The following is a 14,708-nucleotide window of genomic DNA, read 5'->3' on the forward strand; positions in this document are numbered from 1 at the left end:
CCGGCGCCAGAGAGCAAGACACCGACGACAACGACGACAACGACGAGAGGTTGGCATGACCGAGAACATCTTGAGGATCGGGATCGGGGGCCCGGTGGGGTCCGGCAAGACCGCGCTCACCGAGGCCCTGGTCCCCAGGCTGATCGCAGCGGGCCGACAGCCGGCCGTGATCACCAACGACATCTACACCCAGGAGGACGCGCAGCACGTGCGTCGGGAGCTGGCCGGGATCCTCGACCCCGACCGGGTGGTCGGGGTGGAGACCGGCGCCTGCCCGCACACCGCGGTCCGAGACGACCCCACCATGAACCTGGCGGCGGGGGCCGAGATGGTGGAGCGGTTCCCCGCGGTCGACACGCTGATCTACGAGTCGGGGGGAGACAACCTCACCTTGACCTTCTCGCCGGTGCTGGCCGACGTCTTCGTCTTCGTGCTCGACACCTCCGAGGGCGAGAAGATGCCGCGCAAGCGCGGGCCGGGCATCACCGACTCCGACATCCTGGTCATCAACAAGATCGACATCGCCCAGTACGTGCGCACCGACCTGGCGGTGATGGAGTCCGACGCCCACCGGGTGCGCAACGACAAGCCGGTGGTGCTCACCAACTCGCTGACCGGAGTGGGCGTGGACGAGCTCCAGGACCAGATCATGGCCTGCTGGCACCGCCGTACCGGGGCCCTGGTCACGTGAGAGCCCCGAGATGAGCCGGATGCCGGTGCGCGACCCCGCCGTCGGCTACGGCGGCCCCAGGCTCCAGCCCCTGCACTACGAGCCGGAGCGGGTTCCGGGTGTCGTCGCCCGCCACCGTGGGGTGCCCGACACCCTGCCGACCGGCAGCCCCGGCAAGATCGGGCTGCTCCAGCTGGCGTACGCCCGGTGCGGCGAGCAGACCCAGCTGGTGGGGCACTACCAGAAGGCGCCCCTGCAGATCATGCACCCGCTCTACTACGACCAGCTCCGGCCCGACATGCCCTACACCTACCTGATGTCGACCGGCGCGGGCATCCTCCAGGGGGACAGGCTGCGCACCGACCTGGCCTTCGGCCCCGGGTCGTCGGCCCACATGACCACCTCGGCCTACACCAAGGTGCTCAAGATGGAGCACGACTACGCGGTGGCGCAGGTCAACCTCGACATCGAGCCGGGCGCCTACGTCGAGTACCTCCCGGACCCGATGATCGCCTTCGCCGGTGCCCGGCTCTACCAGCGCACCCGGGTGCGCCTCGCGGAGTCGGCCACCCTCCTGGCCGGGGAGACGGTCATCGCCGGCAGGCTGGGCCGGGGGGAGCGGCACCAGTACACCGTGCTGGCCGCCGACTTCGAGGTGCACCGCCCGCACGGCCGGGTGGTCGCCCTCGACCGGGTCCGGCTCACCCCCGAGGGCGGATCGACCGGCGGGGCGGCGGTCCTGGGCGACCACGACGTGCTGTCGATGCTCTACTGCTTCACCCTGACCGTCCCGGCGGCCGAGCTCCTCGAGCTCCTTCACGACGCCGTCGTGCCGGCGTACGGCGCCCGGCTCCACCTGGGCGTCAGCGAGCTGCCGGACCGGGCCGGGGTCTGGGCCCGGATCGTGGGGGACGACTCGATGTCGGTGGCCCGGGCCAACACCGCCGCCTGGCGGGCACTGCGCCTGCGGCTCACCGGGACCGAGGCTCCGGCCATCCGCAAGTCCTGAGCCGACGGCCACGGGCGCCTCGCACCACACCTAGGAGAAGCCATGTCAGGGATCAACGCCTCCACCGACGTAGCATCCAGCCTGCACGCCGTGACCTGGCGCTCGCTGTGCCACGGCATCTCGCAGATCTTCTTCCAGGCCAACCCGTGGACGGGCCTGCTCATCTTGGCGGCGTTCGCCGTTGCCGACTGGCAGATGGCGCTGCTGGCCGCGATCGGCACCGTGCTGTCGACGCTCGCCGGGTGCGCCCTGCGGGTCTCCACCGACAACGTCGCCCTCGGGATGCAGGGGTTCAACGGCTGCCTGGTCGGCGCGGCGGTCTTCGCCGCGTGCGGGGGACAGGCGTGGTCCTACGTGCTGACGGTGGTGGGAGCGCTGCTCTGTGCCCCCGCCACCGCCCTGTTCGGGTGGCTGCTGGCGACCCCGGCGCTCAAGGCGTTCAACCTGCCCTCGACCACCGCGCCGTTCTGCACCGTCGCCTCGATCCTCTACGCGGCGTCCACCTCCGTGCACGTGACCTCCTCGACGAAGCACGTGACCGACGGGACGGGTGACGCGCTGCTGCGCTCGGTGCTCACGAACGTCTCCGAGGTGGTGCTGGTCAACAGCGTGTGGGGCGGGGCACTGATCCTGCTCGGGCTCTTCATCGCCTCCTGGCAGGTCGGCCTGGCCGCCGTGATGGGGAGCGTGGTCGGGAGTGCCTGCGCGCTGGCGCTGGGGGAGAGCGCAAGCACCATCGAGGAAGGGCTGGCCGGATACGCCGGTGTACTGACGGCGATCGCACTGGCGGTCGTCTTCCACCACAGCAGCGTGGCGTCCTGGTGCTACGCCGTCGTGGGCACCGCGGTGACCGCGGTGGTCACGCTCGCCATGAACGACCTCACCACGTTCCCGCACTACACGTGGCCCTACATCCTCACGACCTGGGTGTTCCTGGTGGTCGGCGCCTCGATCGCCGCCCTGCGGCGCACGTGAGGCAGACCAACGTGCCCGCTCGCCCGCGCTCCGCTAGTTTCCTGGCATGGACGAGCCTCGCACGCCTGACCGACCGCACCCGGCGGACACCCACGACCTGATCCGGGTCCACGGAGCGCGGGAGAACAACCTGCGCGAGGTCAGCCTCGAGATCGCGAAGCGGCGCCTGACCGTCTTCACCGGGGTCTCCGGCTCCGGCAAGAGCTCGCTCGTCTTCGCCACCATCGCGGCGGAGTCGCAACGGCTGATCAACGAGACGTACAGCGCCTTCGTCCAGGGGTTCATGCCGACCCTGGCCAGGCCCGACGTCGACCACTTGGAGGGCCTGACCACCGCGATCATCGTCGACCAGGAGCGCATGGGTGCCAATCCCCGTTCCACGGTCGGCACGGCGACGGACGCCAACGCGCTGCTCCGCATCCTCTTCAGCCGTCTCGGGGACCCCTACGTCGGTCCGCCGCCGGCGTTCTCCTTCAACATCCCGACGCGTCGCGCGGGTGGGGTGATGACCACCGAGAAGGGCGGCCGGGTCGAGAAGAAGGTGGTGCGCGACGCCGTCTACCTGGGTGGGATGTGTCCCCGGTGCGAGGGGATGGGCAAGGTCAACGACATCGACCGCAGCGCGCTCTACGACGACTCCAAGTCGTTGAGCGAGGGTGCGCTCACCGTCCCCGGCTACTCGATGGACGGCTGGTACGGCAGGCTCTTCGAGGGCGCCGGGCTCCCCATGGACAAGCCTGTCCATGCCTTCACCGCCAAGCAGCTCGACACGATGCTCTACGCGGAGCCGACCAAGATCAGCGTCGACGGCGTCAACCTGACCTTCGAGGGGATCATCCCCAAGATCCAGAAGTCGATGCTCTCCAAGGACCCCGAGGCGATGCAGCCGCACGTGCGCCGCTTCGTCGAGCGAGCCGTGACCTTCCAGGTCTGCCCGGAGTGCGAGGGGACGCGGCTGAGCCCGGAGGCTCGCTCCTCCCGCATCCGCGGCAGGAGCATCGCCGACCTGTGCCAGATGCAGATCAGCGACCTCGCCCGGTGGGTGGAGGAGCTGGACGAGCCGTCCGTGGCGCCGCTGCTCAACGGGTTGGGCCACCTGCTCGACTCCTTCGTGGCCATCGGCCTCGGCTACCTCTCGTTGGACCGGCCGGCCGGCACCCTGTCCGGGGGAGAGTCCCAGCGCACGAAGATGATCCGCCACCTCGGCTCGCCGCTGACCGACGTCACCTACGTCTTCGACGAGCCCACCATCGGCCTGCACCCGCACGACATCGAACGGATGAACCGGCTCCTGCTGCAGCTGAGGGACAAGGGCAACACGGTGCTGGTCGTCGAGCACAAGCCGGAGACGATCGCGATCGCCGACCACGTGGTCGACCTCGGACCCGGCGCGGGGGACGACGGCGGCACCGTCTGCTTCGAGGGCACGGTCGAGGGACTGCGCGAGAGCGGCACCGTCACGGGTCACCACCTCGACGACCGGGCGCAGCTGAAGCCGACCGTGCGCCCGCGCACCGGAGCACTCGAGGTCCGGGGCGCCTCGACGCACAACCTGAAGGACGTCGACCTCGACGTGCCGCTCGGTGTGCTCTGCGTCCTGACCGGCGTGGCCGGGTCGGGGAAGAGCTCACTGGTGCAGGGGTCCGTCGCACCGCGCGAAGGGGTGGTGGTGATCGACCAAGGGGCGATCAAGGGGTCGCGCCGGAGCAACCCGGCCACCTACACCGGGCTGCTGGAGCCGATCAGGAAGGCCTTCGCCAAGGCCAACGGGGTCAAGCCGGCGCTCTTCAGCGCGAACTCCGAGGGGGCCTGCTCGACCTGCAAGGGAGCGGGGGTCATCTACACCGAGCTGGGCGTGATGGAGACCGTCGCCACCACCTGCGAGGAGTGCGGCGGCAAGCGGTTCCAGGCCGCTGTCCTCGACTACAAGCTGGGCGGGCGCGACATCGCCGAGGTCCTGGCGATGTCGGTCTCCGAGGCGCTCGGGTTCTTCGCCGCGGGGGAGTCCAAGGTGCCGGCCGCACACAGGATCCTGGAGCGGCTCCAGGACGTGGGCCTTGGTTATGTCAGGCTGGGACAACCCCTCACCACGCTCTCCGGGGGAGAGCGGCAGCGACTCAAGCTCGCCACCCAGATGGCCGAGAAGGGCGACGTCTACGTCCTGGACGAACCCACCACCGGACTCCACCTGGCCGACGTCGAGAACCTGTTGGGGCTGCTGGACCGGCTGGTGGACTCGGGCAGGTCGGTGATCGTCATCGAGCACCACCAGGCCGTGATGGCCCACGCCGACTGGATCATCGACCTCGGACCCGGGGCGGGACACGACGGCGGCCGGATCGTCTTCGAGGGCACACCGGCCGACCTGGTGGGCGACCCCAAGACCCTCACGGGCCAGCATCTCGCCGCGTACGTCGGGGTCTGAGGCGCCGCCCACCGGGGATCCTCAGCCCAGGGACCTCAGCCCAGGGACCTCAGCCCAGGGACCTCAGCGCAGGGTCGCCTTCAGCTTGACCTTGCCCGAGGGGCCACCGGCCACCTTGATCTCGGCCACGCCCTTCACCATGCTGCCGATCTCGTAGATGTTCCCCTCCAGGAAGAAGGGGTCGCGCCAGTAGCCCGGACCGCCGATCCCACCGCTCGAGCCGAGATTCCCCTGGGCGTCGTAGTCCTTCCACTTCAGGCCGGCCAGGGTCGAGTTGGTGCGCAGCCTGGGCACGGGGGTGATCCGGATGCAGAAACCGAGCTCGTCGCCGTTGCGGGACCCGAACGCCTGGACCGTGCCGAGCTTGGCCCCGCTGCGGGCGCGGATGGCCTTCTTCTTGCTCAGCGCCCCGCTCAGGCACTTCCCAGCCGCCCGGGCGGCGGACGAGGACGCAGCCTCGGCCGTCTCCTGGTCGGGCACCGTTGCGGCGGTGGACGGGGCGGAGGCGAGGAGCGCCAGGACGAAGGCGGCCACGGGGGCGGAGGTGCGCAGGGTCATGGAGGGGAGGGTAGCGAGGGGAGCACCCCGGCCCTCTGCTGTCTCGCCCTGGTGTCGCGGAGCCACGACGAGCATCATGGGGGAATGATCCGCGCCTCGGCCGCATCCGCGGCGCCCGCCCACCGCCTGTGGCTGGTCGCGAGCGAGATCGAGCGCTGGGGGGAGCGGCTCTCCACCGTCGACTCGGTGCGCGCCCTGGGTGAGGGGCCCGTCGCCGTGGGATCGAAGTTCGAGGTGCGTCAGCCCGGGTTGCCCAAGGCGCTTTGGACGGTCACGCAGTGGGAGCCGGGGACGTCGTTCACCTGGGTCTCGGCCAGTCCCGGCGTCCGCACCCGAGCGGTGCACTCGGTGCGCGACGACGGCGACGGCGCCACGCTCGAGCTGGTGCTCGAGTGGTCCGGCCCGCTGCGCCCGGTGGTGGAGCGGCTCCTCGGACGCAGGACCCGGGAGATGGTCGCAACCGAGGCGGAGACCTTCGCCCGGCTCGCGGAGCAGACCGGCCCCACCGCCTGACCGGTCTGCCCACATCCGCACGCGCGCGTGGCGGGCCGGCTACCAAGGGTGCCGGCGCATCTCCTCGGCGAGGGCGGGATTGCTCTCATCGAGCTGATCGACGATCTCGGCGACGACCTCGGGGGGCTTGTTCTGGCTCAGCTTGGCGCGGGCATCGAACCGGACGACCTTCATCCTGAGGCCCCGGGTGCCCCGTGCGGCTCTCCGGGTTCCTTCCGGGTCCTCGTCCAGGCTGCGACCGTGCGGGTAGTGGCGCTCGAAGTGCTCGGTGAGCTGCCGCAGGGCGGCGTAGTTCTCGGCCTCCGTCAGGATCTGCGGCGTGCCGTAGAGATGGGCCGTGACGTGGTTCCAGGTCGGGATCACCTCGCCGGGCGGGTACCAGCTCGGTGAGACGTAGTCGTGCGGTCCTTGGATGATGACGAGCACCTGGTGCTCGCCGAGCTCGTGCAGCTCGTCGTCAGGTCTGCCGAAGTGACTCAGGATGGTGATGTCCGATCCCGCCGAGGCCGCTTCGTCCAGGATGACGGGGTAGTGGGACGCGACGAGCTCGCCGTTCACCGGTGACACGAAGGGCGCCCAGGGGTGCCGCCTGATCAGCCGCTTGACCTCGTCCGGGTCAGTCATCAGGAAGGACGGTGTGTGACGCATCCTGCTACTTCACCACATCCTCTCCGGTTGCGACATCGTGGACGAAGCGCTCACGACCTCCGGCTCGAGTGGCTGCGCGCGTCGTACCGGGCCTGGCGTCGTGCCTGTCGATGTCGTCGGCGTCGCAGGGTCGCTGGGAGCACGAGCACCAGCGTCAGGGCGATGCCGATCAGACCGCCGGCCGTGTTGGCCAGGATGTCGCGCTCGTCCGGGACACGACCAGGAATCTGCCGCTGGGCAGTTTCGATGAAGGCCGTGAGGACGAGCGAGCCGATGGCCGCCAACCACCAACCCCCGGCGCCGAAGAGGAGAAGCAGGAACATCCCGATGGGCACGAAGAGGGCGATGTTGGCCAGGAACTCGACGCGGGAGTAGTCGAGCGACTCGGCGACCCCGCGACGGTGCAGGGCGTCGAGCACCCGGTTCACCAGCCTGGTCTCACGGTCGCCGATCGGTTGGGGCGTCAGGGTCAGCCAGGCGACGAAGACCAGGTAGCCACCGCTGAGGAGGCTGAGGAAGGGATGTCGGTGGAACATCCCGCAAGTCTGCCCGTCCCGTCCCGTCCGCAGCGGCAGGCACGGGCGCGAGGCGACGAGCCTTGACGACCGGCGATCACGTCCGTGTGCCCCAGCAAGCGCTGGCTGATGAGCATCGACGCCCGGCTGGATCGACTTGCTAGTAGGTTGTGACGCAGGACACATTCGCCGGCGAGCGGCGATGAATGGGGGAGTGACATGGGACGTCAGCAGAGTGGCACGTACGCGAAGTCGTGGACACCGCCCGCGTACTCGGTGGACGAGGATGGGAAGGTCCGCGGGGGGTACACGCCGGGACCGGTGAACAACTGGGGTCGCTGGGGCGACGACGACCAGCGTGGGACCGCGAACCTCATCACCGAGGCGGCCGTCCAGCAGGCTGCTTCCTCGGTGAGTCGCGGCAAGGTGTTCTCCCTGGCGATCCCGATCGACGCCGCAGCACCGGTCTTCCCCGGGCGAGCCACCCCGAAGCACTACTTCTCGATGTCGGGGTCCGACATCGTATCCGGCACCCCCTGGAACGAGCAGGCGCCCGGCTTCACCTGGAACGACGACAACCTCGACATGTGCACCCAGAGCTCGACGCAGTGGGACGGGCTGGCGCACGTCGCCGTGGAGGATACGCACTACAACGGCTACTGGTGCGGAAACACCACGGCGCACGGGGGCGCCCGCCGCCTGGGCATCGAGCACCAGCGGAAGAGCTTCGTCGGGCGTGGCGTGTTGCTGGACGTCGCAAGACATCTTGACGTGACCTGGCTCGAGGCCGGTTTCGCGATCGGCCCCGACCTGCTCGACGAGGTCGCCGCGGCCCAGCAGGTGGAGCTGAGGACGGGGGACATCGTGCTCCTGCGCACGGGCTACCTCGCCAAGTGGTGGCGGGCCGAGACGGCCGCAGAGAAGGAAGCCTGGCTCATGGGTGGCGAGCCGGGACTGGGGCAGGAGAGCATCGCCTGGCTGCGCCGCCACGACATCGCCGCGGTGGCGGCCGACACCGTCGGTCTCGAGGTCATGCCGAACGAGGACCCGAGCGACAGGCCGCTGCCGGTGCACCGAGCCGGCCTCGTCGACCTCGGCATCACCCTCGGCGAGCTGTGGGAGCTCGACGAGCTCGCAGCCGACTGTGCCGCCGACGGCACCTACGAGTTCCTGCTCGTCGCGCCGCCCCTGGTCATCACCCATGGCGTCGGCTCCATGCTCAATCCCATCGCCATCAAGTAGGGGCCCGCGGAGTCGCCGACTGTCGGCTCGGGCTCCAGGATCGGCACCCCGCTGCCGATGGAATCAAAGCGCCGATAATCTACATTATGTCACTATGCATGTTGCGGGGCCGCGGAGGGGGCTACCCCTTGCGCGCTACCACCATGTAGTTCTCCGCCTCGAGGTCGAACGTGCTCCGCTCCACCCGGAGTCCGACCCGGTGCAGCTCGGCTACGAGCTCGTCGTACCGGTAGGGCCAGCTCGACAGCAGCTCAGAACGGACGAGTACCGAACCGGCCGCGTCGACCTGCGCGACCGCGATCTCGATGTGGTGCTCATCCTCCCACCGTGGCGCGATCTCCCAGCGGTAGACCACGAGGCCGTCACGACCGCCCCGGCGGACGAGTCGGTCACCGATCTCCAGCCGGGAGCCTCTGGCCCTCACGAGCTCCCAGGTGCGCGAGGTGAGCACCAAGCGACCGCCGCGGCGCAGGAGGCGTGACATCGACTCAAGGGCAGCGACCCTGCCGCTCACGCCCACGGCATGGTGCAACGAGTTGCCGACGCAGAACACCATGTCGAAGCTGGCGTCGTCGAAGTGGTCGGGCAGCTCCTGCCAGTCCGCCCGCACTGGCCGGACAGGTGCGCTGAGCTCCTCGGACAGGTCGGCCGTCCGACGCACCATCGCCCCGCTCGCGTCGGTGGCGACCACCCGGATGCCACGACCGGCGAGACCCACAGCCAGCTGGCCGGTGCCGCACGAGCAGTCGAGGACGTGCGCGTCCGACGGCAGGAGGCTGAGGACGTCGTCGAAGGACGCGGCGAACTCGGCCGGAGACAGCTTCGCATCCGAGACGAGCCACTCGTACACCTCGGCAAGCTCGTCGTAGCCACCCACAACCCACTACCTCCGTCACGCGACAGACTCCTCGTGGCGCGCCAGTACATCAGCGGAGCACGCCGGTCCACCACCGATTTCCCGCAGGGGCAGCCCCACCCCGCACGGCCCTGTTCGGCACATGCTGTTGCTGCTCGGGTGAATCTCCCACGCCGGGCTCACTGCGTCAGGGATACCTCGGCATCGGGGAGGGTCTGTGCCACAGTTCATGCCGGATCGCCGCATCGCGTGCCGGTCGAATCTCAAGCCAGCACTGTTGCAAGGGGCTCCCCACCATGAACGGTGGAGATACGCCTTCGTCGACTACTCGTACAGGGGGAATCTCGTGGATCTGATGAACCGTGCCACCAGAGTCGTCATGGCTAGCGCTCTCGCAGCCGCAGCAGTTGTTCTCGGTGGCGGGTCGGCGAGCGTAGCCGCACTCGATGAGGCACGGGTGCCCGGAGAACTTCGACTCCTCAGCCCCATCAACGCGGCCGTGGACGACGACTCCTACATCTGGTCCTCGTGGCGAGCCAAGAAGATCATCAAGGGCACCACGCTGATCGTGAAGGTCAAGCGCTGCGACGGATCGTGGGACACCCGCCGCGTCCCTTACGTGACCGGCTCCTTCACGATGAACGTTTCGTACTCTCTTGCGCATCGCTACCCCAAGTCGGCCCCCGTGAAGGGCATCCTCGTGCACCATGACTACGCGCGCACCGTGACCCACTCGGGGCGCCTGCCCTTCGGGCGCCGCTTCGGCAAGTGCTGACGCCATGCTCGACCTGGGGCGGGGCAGCGCAACTGACACCACCTCGGCACTCGCACCCCCGCCAAGCACAGCATCTGCCGAACAGGCGCCCGGCTAGGGGGGTACTCCCCCGCTGGGCCCGGGCATCTCTTCGCGCGAGCGGCGAGGCGCTCCTGCGGGACCGGCGGACTCCGGGCTACGGTGACGGCCCGAGTCAAGAGGAGTCCCACGCGTGGAGCCGTTCTCGGTCGAGGTCCGGGAGGACGAGCGCGGCCGTACCGTGGTCGTCCCGCAGGGCGACCTGGACCTGGCCACGCAACGGATCCTCCGCGACACCATTCGCGAGCTGCTGCTCCAGGGGCGGGTGGACCTCGTGGTCGACCTCGACCACACCACCTTCCTGGACTCCACGGCCCTCGGTGCGCTGATCAGCGCCCGCCGGCGCGCTCACGCACTCAAGGGCAGCTTCGTGCTGCGCTGCCACCGCCCGCAGCTGCTCGCGGTGCTGAGGGTGACCGCGCTGGACCGTGTCTTCAGCATCGAGCAGGGCGAGGCCTGAGGCGCCGTCCGTCGGCTACGGCTCGGTGATCGGGGCCTGGAGCATCCCAGCGATCGCGTCGCAGAGGAACCGGCCCGCCTCGTGCCAACGCGCCGGGACGCCGGTCCGCTCGGCACTCCCCTCGATCTCGGCGCACGACGAGCTGATCAGGTGGGTGGTTAGGCGCGCCCGGGCCTCGACGATGACTGGGTCGAGGTGGGCGAGCCGCGTCACGATCGACCGGACGATGTCGGCCGAGACCGACTCGGAGTCTCCGGTCCTGCGGATCAGTGCCGCGGTGGGCGGATCGTGCAGCGCCTGGTCGAGGAACCGTGCCCGCCAGGTGGGGCTCGGCAGCGCAGCGAAGGTCGACGTCATCGGGATCACCAGCGCCCGGACGTCTCCCACCAGCGAGTCCGACTCCCGGAAGAGCCGCACGTTCTCCGGGGCCAGCCCTTCGCGGTGCCTGGCGACGAGCGCCAGCAACAGGCCGTCCCGTCCCCCGAAGTAGTAGCGCACGGCGGAGTGGTTGGTGTTGCCCGCAGCCTCGGCCACCTGACGGTCCGACACGGTGGGGATGCCGCGCTCGCCGAAGAGGCGCTCGGCGGCGTCGAGCAGGGCCGCCCGGGCGTCAGGACGCGCCATCCTCGCCGCCTCCTTCACGTGCTCCCTCACGAACCCCGGCGGTACGTGACGCAGGTGACCCTAGCGGAAGTACCACGTTAATAAGCCATGTGACTTACGCTGCTTCTCGGCCGTCGCTGAGGCGGACCACCGCGGACCGTCCGACCGAGGAGCCACGTGACCACCGCCAGCACGACGAAGTACCCCCCTCCCCCGCCCGAGACCCCGACCGAGCGCAAGGGGCGGATGGTCGCCCTCTTCGTGATGCCGTTCCTGATCGTCACGATGATGTACGCGACCTACGTGGGCACCATGCACGCGGCCCAGCCGCGCGACCTCCCGGTCGCCGTGGTCGGGCAGGGCGCAGCAGCGGAGCGGTTCGCCGCCGAGCTCGAGAGCGGCTCGGACGGCGCGCTGGAGGTCCGGCTGATCGATGACCTCGACGAGGTCACGACGCTCGTCGGCGGTGGCGAGCTCGCCGGCGCCCTCGAGCTGCCGGTCGACCAGAAGGGGTCGAAGGCCGGGTCGCGACCGGTCGCGACCGTGCACACCTCGATGGCCGCCGGAGCGTCGCAGGCCAGCATGCTCGGCACCCAGCTGGCGCCCGCGGCCATGGCGCAGGGCTGGGACGTGGAGACCGTCGACCTGGCGCCGCTGCCGCCGGGAGACAGCACCGGCACCATGGTGCTCTTCGCCGCGATGGGCATGATGCTGGCGGGCTACGTCCCTCTCAGCGGCATGCTGATGGGCACCCCCAACCTGCTGCGGGTGCGCCGGTTCCTGCCGCTGCTCGCCGGCTGGGGTGCGCTCACGAGCTCGCTGGTCTGGCTGATCCTGGGCCCGCTCGTCGGGGCGGTCGAAGGCCACTACCCCCTCTTCCTCGGGGTGGGCACGCTCGCAGTCGCCGCGGTCGGCACCGCCCAGCTCCTCTTCACCAAGGTGCTCGGTCCGTTCGCCGTGCTGCTGGGCATGCTGCTGTGGGTGGTCTTCGGCGTCCCGGCGTCCAACCTGGCTCTGTCGGTGCACTCGATGCCCGGCTTCATCGAGTGGCTCAACGGCGTGCTGCCACTGCCCGCCGCCGGAGGTGCCCTGCGCTCGGCCATCTACTTCGACGGCCAGGGGTTCTGGGGACACCTGGGCGTGCTGGCGGCCTGGCTGCTGATCGCCCTGGTGCTGGCCGTGCTCAAGGAGCGCCGCTCCGGGCACCTGATCATCGGCGGCCCCCTGTACACCGACCCCGACGCCCCGTTGCCCGCCCTCGCCGGCGGCCCGGTGGCTCCTTATCGTCGCCGGCTCGCCGCGGTCGCGCTCTTCCCGCTCACCATCGTCATCACCGTCGTCACCCTGATGAGCTTCTCGATGCACGAGGCCGACGTCAGCGACCTCCCGGTCGCCGTGGTCGGCCAGGCCGCTCAGGCCGAGGGGTTCGTCGAGGCACTGGAGCCGCAGCTGGGACAGTACGTCGACCTCAGCGTCGTGGAGTCCGTGGAGGAGGCGGCCGACGACCTCCGCAGCCAGGAGCTGGTCGCGGCCTACGTGCTCCCGACCAGTGCCGACGGAGACCCGACCCTGATCACTGCCGGCGGGGCCGGCGCCAGCCAGCAGACCGCCGTGCGCCAGATGTTCGGCTCGGTCGCCGAGGGCTCGGGAGCCGAGCTCACGCTCGAGGACATCGCCCCGCTGACCGGCGACGACATCGGCGGCAGCAACAGCATGTACGTCGGCATGGGCTGGATCATGGCGGGGTTCCTCTTCTTCGCGGTGATGCGCGGCGGCGCCCCCGACCTCACCCGGACGCGCCAGCTGCTCCCCCTGGTGGCCGGCTGGTCGGTGGGCATCGCGCTCTGGTTCTGGTTCCTGTACGACGTGGTCATCGGCGCGGTCAACGGTCACGCGTTCGAGCTGATCGGCTACGGCGCCTTCACCGTCTTCTGCGTCGCCTGGGCCAGCGCTTCGGTGATCCGGGCGGCGGGCCTCTTCGGGCTGATCCCGGTGATGGTCGTGGTGATGCTGGCCGGCGTCCCGGCGTCCGGCGGCGGACTCTCGATCTGGATGGTGCCGGAGGTCTTCCGGCCGCTCGCCGACGTGCTGCCGCTGCCGGCGGCGGTCGACATCGTCAGGTCGGTGGTCTACCTCGAGGGCGTCGGAGTCGGCCGCGACCTCCTGGTGATCGCGATCTGGGGCGCGGTCGGGCTGCTCCTCAACCTGCTCGTGGTCGACAGGTGGGTCAACCGACCCGGCGCCCCGGCGCCCGCGCCGATGGGCCCCCGGCACCAGCCCGACCGCTCGAAGTCGTCGGGCCCCGAGGACGACGAGGACGACGAGGACGACGAGGACGACGAGTTGGCTCCGGACCTTGCCACCCCCGGACGCTGAGGGTGGTAGCCCGGGCTCGTCGTCCGCGTCGTCCGCGCCTCAGCGGATCGGCGCGGCCAGCGGGAGGGACAGGTCGACCAGGGACCTGACCTTGGTGCCGCACGTGGAGACGACGTTGGCATCGGTGCAGTAGTAGGCCCCGGTGCGCGTCCCGGTGGCCAGGTCCTTGGCCCACGTCGAGCCGAAGTCACGCAGCCGGGCGGTCTGCGTGGCGTTGGCCGAGCAGCCGGCGCCGATCACGCCGATCGCGTCGCTGTTCTCTCCCTCGACGTCGATGTGGCAGCTGCCGCCCGTGGGCACGCCCAGGGTGTAGCGACTCCACACGAGCTGGATGCCGACGAAGGGGTTGTCCAGACCGGCCAAGGCATCGTGGGAGTTGTTGAAGAGATTGGTGAGGCTCGGGCGCGCAGTGACCGCGAGGACCGGACGGGCACCTGAGTCGGAGATCGCCTGCAGGTTCGCGGTGAAGCCTCCGGCCGCGACGGGGTCGAAGAGGATCGCGCCGGCGAAGTCCCGGTAGCCGTTGGCGTCGAGGCGACGGCCGAGCTCGCTGGCGAAGTGGCCGCCCGCCGAGTGGCCGCCGACGATGTAGCGCTGGGGCAGGGACCGGCCGGCCGGCGGGGTCAGGGCACGCCGCGTCATCAGGTCGCCCAGGGCGGAGGCGAGTGCCGGGTTGCCGGCACTCATGTCCCCGTTGACGCACAGGACCATGACGCCCTTCTCGGCGATCGCCTTGCTGGTGCCGCGCAGGTTCCCACAACCGCGGCTGAAGCCGTGGTTGAGCACCATCAGTGCAGTGGCGCCGCCCTGGGGCAGGTACCAGTCGACGCTGTGGCTCTGGCCGGCGATCACGAGCTGTGAGTTCACACAGGTGCTCGTCGAGGAGCTGTAGCTGCGACAGGCGACGTCCGCGGCCTGGGCGCCCGGCGCCACGGCGAGCAGCCCGCCGGACAACGTGACTGCGGCGAGGAGGCCGGTGATCGCGGTCTTGATCTGCTTCTTCAT

At 70.0% G+C, this 14,708-nt stretch carries 15 protein-coding genes; 9 read left to right on the forward strand and 6 right to left on the reverse strand.

Annotated elements, in window-relative coordinates:
• The first annotated feature begins 55 nt into the window (after nt 1–55).
• Genes ureG through AC4BGE_RS13860 form a run of 4 tightly spaced genes read left to right on the forward strand, consistent with a single transcriptional unit; the run spans nt 56 to nt 5,079 of the window.
• Complete coding sequence (gene ureG / locus AC4BGE_RS13845; protein ID WP_490572214.1) at nt 56–691, forward strand: urease accessory protein UreG; 636 nt, start codon at nt 56–58, stop codon at nt 689–691.
• 10 nt (nt 692–701) lie between these two features.
• On the forward strand, nt 702–1,679 hold the full coding sequence (locus tag AC4BGE_RS13850; protein ID WP_490572213.1) for an urease accessory protein UreD: 978 nt from the start codon (nt 702–704) through the stop codon (nt 1,677–1,679).
• 42 nt (nt 1,680–1,721) lie between these two features.
• Nucleotides 1,722–2,654, forward strand: coding sequence for an urea transporter (locus AC4BGE_RS13855; protein WP_490572212.1), 933 nt, complete (start codon nt 1,722–1,724; stop codon nt 2,652–2,654).
• A gap of 46 nt (nt 2,655–2,700) precedes the next feature.
• Nucleotides 2,701–5,079, forward strand: coding sequence for an ATP-binding cassette domain-containing protein (locus AC4BGE_RS13860; RefSeq protein WP_490575655.1), 2,379 nt, complete (start codon nt 2,701–2,703; stop codon nt 5,077–5,079).
• Nucleotides 5,080–5,142: 63 nt separating this feature from the next.
• Here AC4BGE_RS13860 and AC4BGE_RS13865 read toward each other — a convergent pair whose 3' ends face one another.
• On the reverse strand, nt 5,143–5,637 hold the full coding sequence (locus AC4BGE_RS13865) for a hypothetical protein (RefSeq protein WP_490575656.1): 495 nt from the start codon (nt 5,635–5,637) through the stop codon (nt 5,143–5,145).
• 84 nt (nt 5,638–5,721) lie between these two features.
• Between AC4BGE_RS13865 and AC4BGE_RS13870 the strand changes: the two genes are divergently transcribed.
• The gene (locus AC4BGE_RS13870; RefSeq protein WP_490575657.1) at nt 5,722–6,150 is read left to right on the forward strand and encodes an SRPBCC family protein; all 429 of its coding nucleotides are present in this window, start codon (nt 5,722–5,724) and stop codon (nt 6,148–6,150) included.
• A 39-nt stretch (nt 6,151–6,189) separates the two neighbouring features.
• Here the strand turns inward: AC4BGE_RS13870 and AC4BGE_RS13875 are convergent, their stop codons facing one another.
• Entirely contained in the window at nt 6,190–6,798 is a 609-nt protein-coding gene (locus AC4BGE_RS13875; RefSeq protein WP_490575658.1) for an FMN-binding negative transcriptional regulator, read from the reverse strand.
• Nucleotides 6,799–6,848: 50 nt separating this feature from the next.
• Nucleotides 6,849–7,334 (reverse strand): VanZ family protein, encoded by a 486-nt coding sequence (locus tag AC4BGE_RS13880; RefSeq protein ID WP_489966022.1) that lies wholly within the window; start codon nt 7,332–7,334, stop codon nt 6,849–6,851.
• 300 nt (nt 7,335–7,634) lie between these two features.
• Here AC4BGE_RS13880 and AC4BGE_RS13885 point away from each other — a divergent pair, with 300 nt between their 5' ends.
• Nucleotides 7,635–8,555, forward strand: a complete 921-nt coding sequence (locus tag AC4BGE_RS13885) for a cyclase family protein (protein ID WP_490575659.1) — start codon at nt 7,635–7,637, stop codon at nt 8,553–8,555.
• Nucleotides 8,556–8,676: 121 nt separating this feature from the next.
• Here AC4BGE_RS13885 and AC4BGE_RS13890 read toward each other — a convergent pair whose 3' ends face one another.
• Nucleotides 8,677–9,432, reverse strand: a complete 756-nt coding sequence (locus AC4BGE_RS13890; RefSeq protein ID WP_490575660.1) for a class I SAM-dependent methyltransferase — start codon at nt 9,430–9,432, stop codon at nt 8,677–8,679.
• Between the two features lie 436 nt (nt 9,433–9,868).
• On the opposite strand from AC4BGE_RS13890, the gene AC4BGE_RS13895 reads away from it, so the two are divergent.
• Nucleotides 9,869–10,186 carry a hypothetical protein gene (locus tag AC4BGE_RS13895; RefSeq protein WP_490575661.1) on the forward strand — a complete coding sequence of 106 codons (318 nt, stop codon included), beginning with the start codon at nt 9,869–9,871 and terminating at the stop codon, nt 10,184–10,186.
• A 211-nt stretch (nt 10,187–10,397) separates the two neighbouring features.
• A complete protein-coding gene (locus AC4BGE_RS13900) occupies nt 10,398–10,724 on the forward strand; it encodes an STAS domain-containing protein (protein ID WP_490575662.1) in 327 nt (108 codons plus the stop codon).
• 15 nt (nt 10,725–10,739) lie between these two features.
• Here AC4BGE_RS13900 and AC4BGE_RS13905 read toward each other — a convergent pair whose 3' ends face one another.
• Complete coding sequence (locus AC4BGE_RS13905) at nt 10,740–11,348, reverse strand: TetR/AcrR family transcriptional regulator (protein WP_490575663.1); 609 nt, start codon at nt 11,346–11,348, stop codon at nt 10,740–10,742.
• 156 nt (nt 11,349–11,504) lie between these two features.
• On the opposite strand from AC4BGE_RS13905, the gene AC4BGE_RS13910 reads away from it, so the two are divergent.
• Nucleotides 11,505–13,703 carry a hypothetical protein gene (locus tag AC4BGE_RS13910; RefSeq protein ID WP_490575664.1) on the forward strand — a complete coding sequence of 733 codons (2,199 nt, stop codon included), beginning with the start codon at nt 11,505–11,507 and terminating at the stop codon, nt 13,701–13,703.
• Nucleotides 13,704–13,742: 39 nt separating this feature from the next.
• On the opposite strand, the gene AC4BGE_RS13915 is transcribed toward AC4BGE_RS13910, so the two are convergent.
• Nucleotides 13,743–14,708, reverse strand: a complete 966-nt coding sequence (locus AC4BGE_RS13915) for an alpha/beta hydrolase (RefSeq protein ID WP_490575665.1) — start codon at nt 14,706–14,708, stop codon at nt 13,743–13,745.

Source organism: Nocardioides sp. Z50_6, assembly GCF_058215755.1.

Bases quoted from the DNA above. Each gene is read 5' to 3' on its own strand.
- ureG (WP_490572214.1), top strand. From the start codon at position 56: ATGACCGAGAACATCTTGAGGATCGGGATCGGGGGCCCGGTGGGGTCC.
- AC4BGE_RS13850 (WP_490572213.1), top strand. From the start codon at position 702: ATGAGCCGGATGCCGGTGCGCGACCCCGCCGTCGGCTACGGCGGCCCC.
- AC4BGE_RS13855 (WP_490572212.1), top strand. From the start codon at position 1,722: ATGTCAGGGATCAACGCCTCCACCGACGTAGCATCCAGCCTGCACGCC.
- AC4BGE_RS13860 (WP_490575655.1), top strand. From the start codon at position 2,701: ATGGACGAGCCTCGCACGCCTGACCGACCGCACCCGGCGGACACCCAC.
- AC4BGE_RS13865 (WP_490575656.1), bottom strand. From the start codon at position 5,637: ATGACCCTGCGCACCTCCGCCCCCGTGGCCGCCTTCGTCCTGGCGCTC.
- AC4BGE_RS13870 (WP_490575657.1), top strand. From the start codon at position 5,722: ATGATCCGCGCCTCGGCCGCATCCGCGGCGCCCGCCCACCGCCTGTGG.
- AC4BGE_RS13875 (WP_490575658.1), bottom strand. From the start codon at position 6,798: ATGCGTCACACACCGTCCTTCCTGATGACTGACCCGGACGAGGTCAAG.
- AC4BGE_RS13880 (WP_489966022.1), bottom strand. From the start codon at position 7,334: ATGTTCCACCGACATCCCTTCCTCAGCCTCCTCAGCGGTGGCTACCTG.
- AC4BGE_RS13905 (WP_490575663.1), bottom strand. From the start codon at position 11,348: ATGGCGCGTCCTGACGCCCGGGCGGCCCTGCTCGACGCCGCCGAGCGC.
- AC4BGE_RS13915 (WP_490575665.1), bottom strand. From the start codon at position 14,708: ATGAAGAAGCAGATCAAGACCGCGATCACCGGCCTCCTCGCCGCAGTC.